Origin of the sequence: Streptomyces sp. NPDC020489, from assembly GCF_044386545.1 — a bacterium.
Taxonomy (GTDB): Bacteria; Actinomycetota; Actinomycetes; order Streptomycetales; family Streptomycetaceae; genus Streptomyces.
This window is the reverse complement of record NZ_JBIRUZ010000010.1, coordinates 191,680-203,827: the sequence shown is the minus strand read 5'-3', so window position 1 is coordinate 203,827 and position 12,148 is coordinate 191,680. Positions and strand designations below refer to the sequence as shown.

The 12,148-nt window shown below is 69.5% G+C and carries 11 protein-coding genes and 1 riboswitch; of the genes, 6 read left to right on the top strand and 5 right to left on the bottom strand.

The genetic code is table 11. The features are described 5' to 3' along the window. Positions 1 to 330: 330 nt before the first annotated feature. The gene (locus ACH41F_RS26710) at positions 331 to 996 is read right to left on the bottom strand and encodes a TetR family transcriptional regulator (RefSeq protein ID WP_391232889.1); all 666 of its coding nucleotides are present in this window, start codon (positions 994 to 996) and stop codon (positions 331 to 333) included. Positions 997 to 1,091: 95 nt separating this feature from the next. On the opposite strand from ACH41F_RS26710, the gene ACH41F_RS26705 reads away from it, so the two are divergent. Further along, the gene (locus tag ACH41F_RS26705; RefSeq protein ID WP_391232891.1) at positions 1,092 to 1,856 is read left to right on the top strand and encodes an SDR family oxidoreductase; all 765 of its coding nucleotides are present in this window, start codon (positions 1,092 to 1,094) and stop codon (positions 1,854 to 1,856) included. Positions 1,857 to 2,125: 269 nt separating this feature from the next. Next, complete coding sequence (gene nagB, locus ACH41F_RS26700) at positions 2,126 to 2,911, top strand: glucosamine-6-phosphate deaminase (protein WP_391232893.1); 786 nt, start codon at positions 2,126 to 2,128, stop codon at positions 2,909 to 2,911. 477 nt (positions 2,912 to 3,388) lie between these two features. On the opposite strand, the gene ACH41F_RS26695 is transcribed toward nagB, so the two are convergent. The 4 genes from ACH41F_RS26695 to ACH41F_RS26680 all read right to left on the bottom strand — a co-directional run bounded on the left by ACH41F_RS26695 (position 3,389) and on the right by ACH41F_RS26680 (position 8,155). Next, complete coding sequence (locus tag ACH41F_RS26695) at positions 3,389 to 4,894, bottom strand: glycoside hydrolase family 3 protein (protein WP_398837821.1); 1,506 nt, start codon at positions 4,892 to 4,894, stop codon at positions 3,389 to 3,391. Positions 4,895 to 4,903: 9 nt separating this feature from the next. After that, complete coding sequence (locus ACH41F_RS26690) at positions 4,904 to 5,794, bottom strand: carbohydrate ABC transporter permease (RefSeq protein WP_398837913.1); 891 nt, start codon at positions 5,792 to 5,794, stop codon at positions 4,904 to 4,906. 14 nt (positions 5,795 to 5,808) lie between these two features. Beyond that, positions 5,809 to 6,795, bottom strand: a complete 987-nt coding sequence (locus ACH41F_RS26685; RefSeq protein WP_391232897.1) for an ABC transporter permease subunit — start codon at positions 6,793 to 6,795, stop codon at positions 5,809 to 5,811. Between the two features lie 76 nt (positions 6,796 to 6,871). Continuing rightward, positions 6,872 to 8,155 (bottom strand): extracellular solute-binding protein, encoded by a 1,284-nt coding sequence (locus tag ACH41F_RS26680; RefSeq protein WP_398837819.1) that lies wholly within the window; start codon positions 8,153 to 8,155, stop codon positions 6,872 to 6,874. A 307-nt stretch (positions 8,156 to 8,462) separates the two neighbouring features. Between ACH41F_RS26680 and ACH41F_RS26675 the strand changes: the two genes are divergently transcribed. The 4 genes from ACH41F_RS26675 (at position 8,463) to ACH41F_RS26660 (ending at position 11,938) form a co-directional block, all read left to right on the top strand. Beyond that, entirely contained in the window at positions 8,463 to 9,227 is a 765-nt protein-coding gene (locus ACH41F_RS26675; RefSeq protein ID WP_391232901.1) for a UTRA domain-containing protein, read from the top strand. Between the two features lie 199 nt (positions 9,228 to 9,426). Next, positions 9,427 to 9,684, top strand: coding sequence for a DUF3311 domain-containing protein (locus tag ACH41F_RS26670; RefSeq protein ID WP_398837818.1), 258 nt, complete (start codon positions 9,427 to 9,429; stop codon positions 9,682 to 9,684). Further along, on the top strand, positions 9,681 to 11,291 hold the full coding sequence (gene mctP / locus ACH41F_RS26665) for a monocarboxylate uptake permease MctP (protein WP_398837817.1): 1,611 nt from the start codon (positions 9,681 to 9,683) through the stop codon (positions 11,289 to 11,291). Before ACH41F_RS26670 ends, mctP begins: the two co-directional genes overlap by 4 nt. A 140-nt stretch (positions 11,292 to 11,431) precedes the next feature. Continuing rightward, positions 11,432 to 11,938, top strand: a complete 507-nt coding sequence (locus ACH41F_RS26660) for a GNAT family N-acetyltransferase (RefSeq protein ID WP_391232908.1) — start codon at positions 11,432 to 11,434, stop codon at positions 11,936 to 11,938. A gap of 87 nt (positions 11,939 to 12,025) precedes the next feature. After that, a riboswitch (cobalamin riboswitch) is annotated at positions 12,026 to 12,120 on the top strand. The last annotated feature ends 28 nt before the right edge of the window (positions 12,121 to 12,148 follow it).

Sequence of the window (12,148 nt, the reverse complement as noted above, 5' to 3'; positions counted from 1 at the left end):
GGCGCCTGAGAGGGACCCTCAACCCTCTCGGCACCGCAGCCCGGAGCAATATCGGCCGCGGGGTGTGCGGTCCCGGTCGGCCGAGGATGAGGAGCCGGGGCAGTCAGGGCAGAGAGCACCGGTTCCTCGGTCCGCCTTCCTGTGCGGGGAAGACGGAGGTCCGCGTTTTTACTTCTCTGTACGCATTGTGGACTAGACCACTCGATGTGTCCACGCGTTCGAGGCTGTTTGTTGTTGTCAGTTCCCCGAGGGTCCGCGAACCGCCTCGAACCCCGCTGGAGAACTGATCGGACGCCCTGGTATCCACCACGCAGCCTAACCCGTGTGGGTTCATGTGCGCGGCCAGATGGCCATGGCAATTTCCGCGAGGGCTTCCAGTTCCTGCCTGCTCGCCCCGTCCCGCGCCTGCTGGGACATGCCCTGGATCATCGCCCCGGTATGCCGGGCGAGCGCCGCGGCATCGGTGTCCGCGGGCAGCTCCCCCGCCGCGATGCCGGTCCTGATCCGGGTCTCGACGGCGGCGATGTTGGCGTTGCGCCGATCCCGCAGGGACGCCTCCACCTCCGGGCTGGTGCAGTTGGTGGCCGCGTGGACGACGAGACAGCCGTGCGGCCGGCCCGGGGCGGTGTACTCGACGGCCGCCTCCCGCAGCATCCGCTCGACGGCGGATCGGGCAGTGGGTTCCTCGGCGAGCGCGCGGTCGCCGAAGGAGCCGTACCGCGTGCCGTACTCCTGGACGACCTCCGCGAACAGTGCCTGCTTGTCACCGAACGCGGCGTACAGGCTCGGGGCGCCGATGCCCATCACGCGGGTGAGGTCGGAGACGGAGGTGGCCTCGTAGCCGTGCTCCCAGAAGGCGAGGATCGCCTTCTCCAGCGCGGTGGCGCGATCGAAGGAGCGGGGACGGCCACGGGGCCTGGGCGGTGGCCCGGTCCGCTCCCCGGAGAGGGCCGCGACCTCGCCGGCCTGCGCTTTCGTCTTCTCACCGCTCACCATGGAGTGAATTGTAGAGCGGGCGCTAGAAAAAGCGCGATGCCGTGTTGTACGTTCTTTCTGTAGCGACCGCTAGGAAATTACGGAGGGGCGCCGACATGGGCGTGGACACAGGCATGCTTGCGGGCAGGACCGCTCTCGTCACGGGGGCGAGCAGGGGCATCGGACGCGGGATCGCCGAGCGGCTGGCGCGCGAGGGGGCGCGGGTCGCGGTGCACTACGGCCGGAACGAGACGGCGGCGAAGGAGACGGTCGCCGCGATCGAGGAGGCGGGCGGTTCGGCGTTCGCGATCGGGGCGGAGCTGGGACTGCCAGGGGACGTTGAGACCCTGTGGAAGGAGTTCGACCGGCACGCGGACGGACTGGACATCCTGGTGAACAACGCCGGCATCGGCACGACGTCCCCGCTCCAGGAGATCTCCGAGGAGGAGTACGACAAGGTTTTCGCGGTGAACGTGAAGGCACCGCACTTCATCGTCCAGCACGGCCTCGGCCGACTGCGGGACGGCGGCCGGATCATCAACATATCCTCCGGCCTCGCCCGGACCGCGGCGATGCCGCATCTCATGTCGTACGCGATGACGAAGGGCGCCCTCGACGTCTTCAGCCGGGACCTGTCCAAGGTGCTGGGCCCTCGCGGGATCACCGTGAACTCGGTGGCGCCCGGGATCATCGACACCGACAACACCGCGGAACTCCTCCACGGCACCGAGGACGGCTGGGCCCAGGCCGCCTCACTGGCGGCGCTGGGCCGGGTCGGTGAGACCTCGGACGTCGCCGACGTGGTGGCGTTCCTGGCGTCCGACGGGGGACGGTGGGTGACGGGGAGCTGGGTGGACGTGACGGGGGGTTCACTCACCTGAGGGGACGGGCCCACTGGCGGGCCGGGCTGGTGGCGGGGGCTGGCGGCGGGGCTTCCCCCCGTCGCACTCTCCCGGCATCGCGGACCCTTGCGCCGGGGTCCACGGGGGGCGTGGCCCGGCCCGCTCGGCACCTTGTCGACACCTGGTTCTGGCCCTCCCGTGCGGTCCGCTTCACCTGGGCAGGGAAAGCTGATTCTGTTAAATTGGTCTAAACCACACAGACGCAGCTGTCACCCTCATCTACCGCCTTTCAGATCGGCAGGCCCAGCGTGGAAGTTGTCATCGTTCCGGACGCCAAGTCGGGCGGCGAGCTCATCGCCGAGGCCATGGCGCGGCTCCTGCGGCGCAAGCCCGACGCACTGCTGGGGGTGGCCACCGGCTCGACGCCGTTGCCCATCTACCAGGCGCTGACGGCGAAGGTGCGGGCCGGTGCGGTGGACGCCTCACGGGCGCGGATCGCTCAGCTCGACGAGTACGTGGGGCTGCCCGCCGAGCACCCGGAGTCCTACCGGTCGGTGCTGCGCCGGGAGGTGCTGGAGCCGCTGGGTATCGGGATGGACGCCTTCATGGGCCCGGACGGCACCGCCGAGGACGTGCAGGCGGCGTGCGAGGCGTACGACGCGGCGTTGGCGAGTGCCGGGGGCGTGGATCTGCAGTTGCTCGGGATCGGGACCGACGGGCACATCGGGTTCAACGAGCCGTGCTCCTCGCTGGCCTCGCGGACGCGGATCAAGACGCTGACCGAGCAGACCCGGGTGGACAACGCGCGCTTCTTCGACGGGGACATCGCCCAGGTACCGCACCACGTCATCACGCAGGGGATCGGGACGATCCTGGAGGCCCGGCACCTGGTCCTGCTGGCCACGGGTGAGGGCAAGGCGGACGCGGTGGCGGCGACGGTGGAGGGGCCGGTCGCCGCGGTGTGCCCTGCCTCGGCGCTCCAGTTGCATCCGCACGCGACGGTCGTCGTGGACGAGGGAGCCGCGTCCAAGTTGAAGCTGGCGGACTATTTCCGGCACACCTTCGCCAACAAGCCGGAGTGGCAGGGGATCTGAGAGGGACCGGCGGACCGCGCGCCGGCTGCGTCCGGCGCGCGCGGTTCGCCGCGCGCCGTTTAAGGGGCAGAACCGGGCGCCGGGCCCCGCCCGCGGCAGACACGGTCGGGCACGGAAACTCCCTGCGCGGGGACAGACAGAGCGGGGCGCCGATCCGCCCGCCCCTTGAAGGCCGGCCAAGCGCTGGCGACCCCACCCTTCACAGACAGAGGCGGTCGGCGCCGCCTCTCTTGCCGCCGCCGACGGGCAGAGGGAGGCGCCGCCGCCTCTCCCGCCGCCGACAGGCAGAGTCCGGCCCCGATTCCCCGCACCCGCGGTTCCGCGAGCAGGCCGAGGGCGAGGTGCTCGGAGCGGCCCTCGGCGTCACGCCCGACGGACACCTTCCCCCGCCGGCTCCCCCGCGCCCCTGAAAGGCACTGCCGGGCGCCCCTCCCCTCCCAGGAGACCGGCGCCCGGCACGTCGTAGCCCGCTCGGCGCTACTCCCCCGCGATGGTCTCCGCCGCGGCTCTTCCGCAGACCCTCGCCGCGCCGTGTGTCGCGATGTGCAGGGCGCCGCGCGGTGGGGACTGGGGGACGCCCATCTCCACCACGATGGTGTCGGGGCGGGAGCGCAGGAGGCTGTTCAGGGCCGCCGCCATCCACGGGTGGCGGTGTTCGTCGCGGACCACGGCGACGATGCGGCGGGGTCCGGCCGCCGCCAGGGCCGCCATGCCGGCACCGTCGCCGACGAAGCTGCCGGTCTCCGTGCCCGGCAGGAGGCGGGAGAGTTCCGCGGCCACGCCCCAGGGGGTCTCGTCGCCCACCGCGAAGTTGACGACCGGGGTGAAGGAGGCGACGAAGGGCGGGGCGGTGAGGGGGGTGAAGTGCTCGGCGCCGGTCAGGGTGAGGGCGCGGCGGGCCGCACGCAGGCCCACCTCCGGGTCGGCCCCCGACTCGGTGCCGGCCGCCGAGGACGCGGAGGACGCCGAGGCCGTCGCCGTCCAGCGGGCCAGGGACCGTACCCGTTCAGCCGCGTCGGCGAGGCGGTCCTCGGGGAGCTCGCCCGAGCGGACGGCCGAGATCAACGCGTCGCGCAGACGGCGTACCGTCTCGTCGTCCGCGAGGCCGCCGCCCACGCAGATCGCGTCCGCGCCGGCGGCGATCGCGAGGACGCTGCCGCGCTCGATGCCGTAGGTGCCGGCGATGGCCTGCATCTCCATGCCGTCGGTGACGATCAGGCCGTCGTAGCCGAGTTCGCCGCGCAGGAGGTCGGTGAGCACCTTGCGGGACAGGGTCGCCGGGTGGTCGGGGTCCAGGGCCGGGACGAGGATGTGGGCGCTCATCATCGCGCGGGAGCCGGCGGCGATGGCGGCGCGGAACGGGGTGAGCTCGCGTTCCCGCAGGATCGCGGCGTCGGCGTCGATGCGGGGCAGGGCCTGGTGGGAGTCGACGGCGGTGTCGCCGTGGCCCGGGAAGTGCTTGGTGCAGGCGGCGACTCCGGCCGACTGGAGGCCGGTGACGTAGGCGGCCGTGTGCCGGGCGACGAGGTCGGCGGAGGCGCCGAAGGAGCGGACGCCGATCACGGGGTTCGACGGGTTGGAGTTCACGTCGGCCGACGGGGCCCAGTTGAGGTTGACGCCGCAGGCGGCGAGGCGGCGCCCGAGTTCGGAGGCGACCTCGCGGGTCAGCTCCACGTCGTCCACCGCGCCCAGCGCGTGGTTGCCCGGGAAGGAGGAGCCGCTGCGCACCTCCAGGCGGGTCACGTCACCGCCCTCCTCGTCGATGGCGACCAGGACGTCGTCGCGCTCGGCGCGCAACTGGGCGGTGAGGGCGGCCAGTTGGTCGGGGGTGGCGATGTTGCGGCCGAACAGGCCCACCGAGGCCAGGCCCTCCCCGAGGCGGCGCAGCAGCCAGTCGGGGGCGGTGGTGCCGGTGAAGCCGGGTTGGAGGACGGTCAGGGCGTCACGGGTGAGCGTGTCCGTACCGCTGGCGAAAGTCGTCATCGGGTGGCGTTATCCCTTCACGGCGCCGGCGGTCAGCCCCGCGGCCATCTTGCGCTGGACGAGCAGGAACAGGACGACGATCGGCACGGCCATCAGGGTGGAGCCGGCCATCATCGGGGCGTACTCGGTGCCGTGCTTGGTGGTGAAGTTGCCCAGCCACACGGTCGCGGTCTGGTTCTCCTGGCTGAGCAGCATGAGGGCGTAGAGGTACTCGTTCCAGGCCTGGATGAAGCCGTAGACCGAGGTGGCGACCATGCCGGGGGCCAGGAGCGGGAAGACCACGCGGATGAAGGCGGTGGTGCGGCTGCAACCGTCGACCATCGCCGCCTCCTCCAGTTCCTTGGGGATGTTGACGATGAAGCCGCGCAGCGTCCACACCGTGAAGGGGAGGATGAAGGTCAGGTAGGTGAGGACCAGGCCGGACAGCCGGTCGTACTGGCCCAGGTCGTTGAGGAGCAGGAAGACCGGGATGATCATGGCGACCAGCGGGACCATCTGGACCGCCAGGATGCCGACGATCACGATCTTGCGGCCGCGGAAGGCGAACCGGGAGATGGCGAGCGCGGCCAGCAGGCCGATGACGACGCCGATCGCGACCACCGAGACGGAGACGATCAGGCTGCGCCCGACCGGGCCCCAGAAGTCGGCGATGTGCAGCGCCCGGTCGAAGTTGGAGAAGGTGATGCCGGTCGGCAGCAGGCTCGGGTCCGGGTCGATGGCGTCCTTGGCCGGCTTGAAGGCCGTGTTGAGCATCCAGTAGACGGGGAAGCCCGCGGTGACGAAGACGAGGAGCCCGAGGAGGTTCCAGCCGGCCTTGGACTTCCGGTGCTTGGAGCGGCCCTGCGAGCGGCGCCCCGAGTCTCCCGCGACCTTCTCCGAGCCGCGCCCCGCCGTGGCGATCGTGCTCACGCTGGTCATTCGACGTCTCCGATCTTCAGCATCTGGCGCATGTAGACCGCGACCACGCCGAGCAGGAGCAGCACGGTGAGCAGGGCGATCGCCGAGCCCTGGGCGTAGTCGTTGACCACGAAGGCACGGTCGTAGGAGTAGGTGGTGAGGAGCTGGAACTCGGCCTCCGGGTGCCCGTTGCGCATCACGAAGACCTGCGGGAAGACGCCCATGTCCCAGATGACCGACAGGGTCGTGAGCATCACGATGATCGGCTTGAGGATGGGGAGGGTGACGAAACGGAAGACGCCCCAGGCGCCCGCGCCGTCGAGGCGGGCCGCCTCCTCCAGTTCGGCCGGGACCTGGGTGAGCCCGGCGCTGAGGGTGATCACGACGAAGGGGACGGCTCCCCAGACCACCAGCAGCATGATCACGGCCAGGCCCTGCGGTCCGCTCGCGAACCAGTTGTGGCCGACCATCTCGACGCCGGGCAACTTGCTGAGCAGCGCGTTGAGGATGCCGTAGTCCGCGTCGAAGAGCCACTTGAAGACCGTGGTGGCGACGATGATCGGCATGCCCCAGCTGGCCACCAGGGCGATGTTGACGAGGGTCTTCACCCAGCCGGAGACCCGCTGGAGCAGCAGCGCGATCAGCATGCCGGCGACCATGGTGAAGATGACGCAGCCGGCCGCGAAGACGATGGTGCGGGCGACGACCGCCCAGAACTCGCCGTCGCCCAGCACCTTGGTGAAGTTGTCGAGCCCGACCGACTCGGCCGGCTTGAAGCCCCACAGCTGGGACTGCCCGAACTCCTGGAAGGACAGGGTGACCAGGCGGACCAGCGGATAGCCGAGGACGAGGGCCAGGATCAGCAGGCAGGGGGCGAGCAGCAGCCAGGGCGTGCCGGCGCCCGAGCCCCGGCCTCCGGGTGGCTTCCTCGCCGCGGCCGGTGCCGGCGGTGGTGACTGCCGCGTCGGCGGCACTTTGGCAGTGGTCGTGTCTGCGGCACTCATCCGCGCGCTCCTCAGCGGTCCCTCAGGTCGTACGAGAAGCAGGGCCCCGTCGGTCTCGACAGGGCCCCGCCGGTGGTCACTTGGTGTTGATGACCTTGTCGATCGCGGCGTCCGCCTCCTTCGCGGCGTCCTCGACGGACTTCTTGCCGGTGCCGATGGACTGCAGCATGGTCTGCAGGACCTGGGCCTTCTCGACCTGGCCCCAGCCCGGCGCCATGGGCACGAACCAGTTGGACTCGGCCGCGGTGGCCGGGACCGCCGTCGCCGGGTCGTTCTTCAGGGTGGCGAGGTCGGTCTTGTTGTTGGGCAGGTTGCCCTTGGCGATCAGGCCCTTCTGGCCGGTGGAGCCCGTGAGGGCGTTGATCCACTCGGCGGCGACGGCCTGCGCGTCGGACTTCACCGGAATGGCGAGGTCGGAGCCGCCCAGGAAGACGGGGAGGTTCTTGCCGGACGGGCCGGGCATCACGAAGTTCTCGACGTTGCCCTCGAGCTTGCCGGTCTTGTCGTTCTCCTTGGCCGCGGCGGTGGCGCCCTCCCACGCGGGGGCGAAGATCATGCCGGACTTGCCCTGGCCGTAGACGATGTAGCGGTCGGACTCGTCCTTGGTCTTGTCGCCGTGCATGTAGGTGTCGACGACGTTCTGGAACGCCTTCAGGCCCTTGATGGACTCGGGCGAGGACAGGTTGGCCTTCCACTTGCCGCCGGACTCGACGGCGATGGAGCCGCCGGCGTCGTAGACGAAGGACATGGCCGCGTACCAGTCACGGGTGGGCTGGTACCAGGCGCTGAACTTGTCGCCCTGCTTCTTCTGGACCTTGTCCAGGGCGGCAGTGAGCTCGTCGTAGTTCTTCGGCGTGGACTTGACGCCGACCGAGGCGAAGAGGTCCTTGCGCCAGTTGGCGACGCGGCCACCGGCGTAGTAGGGGACGCCGTAGGTCTTGCCCTCGTAGGTCACCGAGGTCTTCAGGCCGTCCAGCCAGGCCCCGGAGTTGTCGAAGTCAGCCGCGTCGACGGGGGCGAAGGCACCCTTGACCATGTAGCCGAGCATCTCGGAGTTGCCCATCTCGACGACGTCGGGGGCCTTGTCGGTGGCGAGGACCGCGTCGAGCTTGGCGTTCTTGTCCGGCCAGCCGTAGTACTCGTGCTTGATCTTGATGCCGGGGTGCTTCTTGGTCACCGCGGCGTCGGCGGCCTTCACCAGGTCGGGCCAGTTGTTCTGCGCGTCCACGGTGAGCCAGACGGTCAGTTCCTTGGCGTCGGCGCCGCTGTTGTCCGAGCTGCCGCCGTCGTCGCCACCACACGCCGCGATGGAGACCATCATGCCCGCGATACCGATCGCGGCTACGAGCTTGCGCTTCACGCCACCCTCCTCAGGGATGCCCACACCCCCCACCCATGGAGCTGGGTTCTGGACCAATGGTGTAGACCAGTACCGGGAGCTTGGCCCAGACCATGGGGCCTGTCAAGGGTGGTCGAATACGCCCTGACCAGCCGTTATGCGACCTACATATGCAGGAACCTTTAAGTAAGAAGCCAGCGAAAAGGGCGCCGCCGGAGTACTCTCTTCCGCTAGACCACTCGCCTCTGTGGACTAGACCAAAAGAGGCGGCGACGGTATACAGAAGGGATCACGAGGTGACCCGCATCCGGAGCCGGGAAGGCAGACCATGAGCACCGACGTCAGCAGTGCTGAGAGCGAGGGCGGGGCGGGCGTCCGCACCGCGCGCGTGCCCAAGTACTACCGTCTGAAGAAGCACCTGCTGGACATGACGGAGACCCAGTCACCCGGCACCCCGGTACCCCCCGAGCGCACGCTCGCCGCCGAGTTCGACACCTCGCGCACCACCGTCCGTCAGGCCCTCCAGGAACTCGTCGTCGAGGGCCGCCTCGAACGCATCCAGGGCAAGGGCACCTTCGTCGCCAAGCCGAAGGTCTCCCAGGCGCTCCAACTCACCTCGTACACCGAGGACATGCGCGCCCAGGGCCTCGAACCCACCTCGCAGCTGCTGGACATCGGCTACATCACCGCCGACGACCGGCTGGCCGAGCTGCTCGACATCACCGCGGGCGTCCGGGTACTGCGCATCGAGCGGCTGCGCATGGCCAACGGTGAGCCGATGGCCATCGAGACGACCCACCTCAGCGCCAAGCGCTTCCCGGCCCTGCGCAGGTCCCTTGCCAAGTACACGTCCCTCTACACGGCGCTGGCCGAGGTCTACGACGTCCATCTCGCCGAGGCCGAGGAGACCATCGAGACCTCGCTGGCCACCCCGCGCGAGGCCGGCCTGCTCGGCACCGACGTCGGCCTGCCGATGCTGATGCTGTCCCGGCACTCCTTCGACAAGGACGGCGAGCCGGTGGAGTGGGTGCGGTCGGTGTACCGCGGGGACCGGTACAAGTTCGTGGCCCGCCTCAAGCGGCCCACGGACTGAGACCCACGCTCTACGGTCCTCCTGTCCCCATAAGGACGGGAGGACCGCGCCGTGTGTACCGCGAACGTCCGAACCATCGCCGTCCGGACCTTCACCGAATCGACATACCGATATGCGGACGAGGTCTTCCACTGCTGTCACACCGTGACCTAGATTGCCTGCGCGTTCACGGTGATCAGTGAGGGATCGGAGCCGCCGCATGTCATCAGAATCGCCCGAGGCCAGACCACCGGTGGTGACACCGGTCCGGGTGGTCATCGCCCTCTGCCTGCTCGCGCCCTTCGTGGCGATGCTCTGGGTGGGGTCGTACGCGAAGGTCGACCCGACCTTCGGCGGCATCCCGTTCTTCTACTGGTACCAGATGGCGTGGGTGCTCATCTCCACGGCGCTGACGATGATCGCGTACAAGCTGTGGCAGCGTGACCAGCGCGCCCGCAAGGGGGGTGGCGCGCAGTGAAGAACGACGTCAACGGCGTGGCACTCACCGTCTTCATCCTCTTCTTCCTGGCCGTCACGGTCATGGGCTTCCTCGCCTCGCGCTGGCGCAAGGCCGAGAACGAGCACACCCTGGACGAATGGGGCCTGGGCGGCCGCTCGTTCGGCACCTGGATCACCTGGTTCCTGCTCGGCGGCGACCTCTACACCGCGTACACCTTCGTCGCCGTCCCCGCGGCGATCTACGCGGCGGGCGCGGCCGGGTTCTTCGCGGTGCCGTACACGATCCTCGTCTACCCGCTGATCTTCACCTTCCTGCCCCGCCTGTGGTCGGTCTCGCACAAGCACGGCTATGTGACGACCTCGGACTTCGTGCGCGGCCGGTGGGGTTCGAAGGGCCTGTCGCTCGCGGTCGCCGTCACCGGCATCCTGGCGACGATGCCGTACATCGCCCTCCAACTCGTCGGCATCCAGGCGGTGCTGGACGTGATGGGCGTCGGCGGCGGCGAGGACACCAACTGGTTCGTCAAGGACCTCCCGCTGCTGATCGCCTTCGGTGTGCTGGCGGCGTACACCTACTCCTCGGGTCTGCGCGCCCCGGCGATGATCGCGTTCGTGAAGGACACGCTGATCTACGTCGTCATCGCGGTGGCGATCATCTACATCCCGATCAAGCTGGGTGGGTTCGACGAGATCTTCGGCGCGGCGAACGAGAAGTACACGGCCGCCAAGGCGGGCGGGCTGGTGCCGCCCGAGGCGGGCCAGTGGACGTACGCCACGCTGGCGTTGGGCTCCGCGCTCGCGCTCTTCATGTACCCGCACTCGATCACCGCGACGCTCTCCTCCAAGAGCCGTGAGGTGATCCGCCGCAACACCACGATCCTGCCGCTGTACTCCCTGATGCTGGGCCTGCTCGCGCTGCTCGGGTTCATGGCGATCGCGGCGAACGTCGACGTCACCAACCCCCAGTTGGCGATCCCGCAGCTCTTCGAGGACATGTTCCCGGACTGGTTCGCGGGTGTGGCGTTCGCGGCGATCGGCATCGGCGCGCTGGTCCCGGCGGCGATCATGTCGATCGCGGCGGCGAACCTCTTCACCCGCAACATCTACAAGGACTTCATCAAGCCGGACGCGACGCCCCAGCAGGAGACCAAGGTCTCCAAGCTGGTCTCACTGCTGGTGAAGGTGGGCGCCCTGGTCTTCGTCCTCACCATGGACAAGACCGTCGCGATCAACTTCCAGCTGCTGGGCGGCATCTGGATCCTCCAGACCTTCCCGGCCCTGGTCGGCGGCCTGTTCACCCGCTGGTTCCACCGCTGGGCGCTGCTCGCGGGCTGGGCGGTCGGCATGGTCTACGGCACGCTCGCCGCGTACGGGGTCGCCTCCCCGACCCAGAAGCACTTCGGCGGCTCGTCGAAGGAGATCCCGGGCATCGGCGAGATCGGCTACATCGGCCTGACGGCCTTCGTCCTCAACGTGGTGGTCACGGTGGTGCTGACGTTCGTCCTGAGGGCCGCGAAGGCCCCCGAGGGCGTTGACGAGACGAGCCCGGCGGACTACACGGCGGACGCGGGCGACCCGGGCGTCGAGGTGGAGCTGCCTCCGGCGACGGCGGGCACCTCGCACTGAGGCCTGCCCCGCACAGAGGCCCAACTCACGCCGAGGCCCAAACGCACTGAGTCCCAACCCGCTCTGAGAACCGCGCTGTTCAACGGGCCGTCGGTACATCCGGCGGCCCGTTGTCGTGCCCGTGGTGCACACTCGCCCTCATGGACATCGAGATCCGGGCAGCGGAACCCGGCGAATACGCCGCCATCGGCGAGATCACGGCCCAGGCCTATCTCCTGGACGGTCTCCTCGTCTTCGGCGGCAGCGACTGGTACCTCGGCGAACTCAGGGATGTCGCCAAGCGTGCCGCCGCGGCGGACGTCCTGGTGGCCACCCTGGGCGGCGATCCCGTCGGCACCGTCACCTACGTTTCCCCGGCCGGCGGGCCCATGGCCGAACGCGCCCGCCCCGAGGAGGCCGAGATCCGGATGCTCGCCGTAGCCCGCGCGGCCCGCGGCAGGGGCGCCGGAGAAGCCCTCGTGCGCGCCTGTGTCGAGCGCGCCAGGGCCACCGAGGGCTGCACCGGCCTGGTCCTGTCGACCCAGCCGGTCATGCACGCCGCCCGCCGCATCTACGAGCGCCTCGGCTTCGTCCGCGCCCCCGAGCGCGACTGGCGCCCGATCGAGGGCGACGACTTCACGCTCGTCACCTATGAGTTGACGTTCTGACACGCTCCGAAGTCGCCGCGACACAACATCTGGGGGTGCCAACCGAACCCGACACAAGATGTATGCTCATGCTCGCTGTCGTCGCAGGGGAATCCGGTGCGAATCCGGAACTGTCCCGCAACGGTGTACTCATGCGTGCAAACACCCCCATGTTCGCGCACATGAGAGTCAGTCCGAGGACCTGTCGACAGTGCGCCCAGGCCGCCGTGG

Coding starts and splice junctions, on each gene's coding strand:
- ACH41F_RS26670 (WP_398837818.1), top strand. CDS start 9,427: ATGTCATCAGAATCGCCCGAGGCCAGACCACCGGTGGTGACACCGGTC.
- ACH41F_RS26710 (WP_391232889.1), bottom strand. CDS start 996: ATGGTGAGCGGTGAGAAGACGAAAGCGCAGGCCGGCGAGGTCGCGGCC.
- ACH41F_RS26685 (WP_391232897.1), bottom strand. CDS start 6,795: ATGAGTGCCGCAGACACGACCACTGCCAAAGTGCCGCCGACGCGGCAG.
- ACH41F_RS26660 (WP_391232908.1), top strand. CDS start 11,432: ATGGACATCGAGATCCGGGCAGCGGAACCCGGCGAATACGCCGCCATC.
- ACH41F_RS26695 (WP_398837821.1), bottom strand. CDS start 4,894: ATGACGACTTTCGCCAGCGGTACGGACACGCTCACCCGTGACGCCCTG.
- ACH41F_RS26705 (WP_391232891.1), top strand. CDS start 1,092: ATGGGCGTGGACACAGGCATGCTTGCGGGCAGGACCGCTCTCGTCACG.
- ACH41F_RS26675 (WP_391232901.1), top strand. CDS start 8,463: ATGAGCACCGACGTCAGCAGTGCTGAGAGCGAGGGCGGGGCGGGCGTC.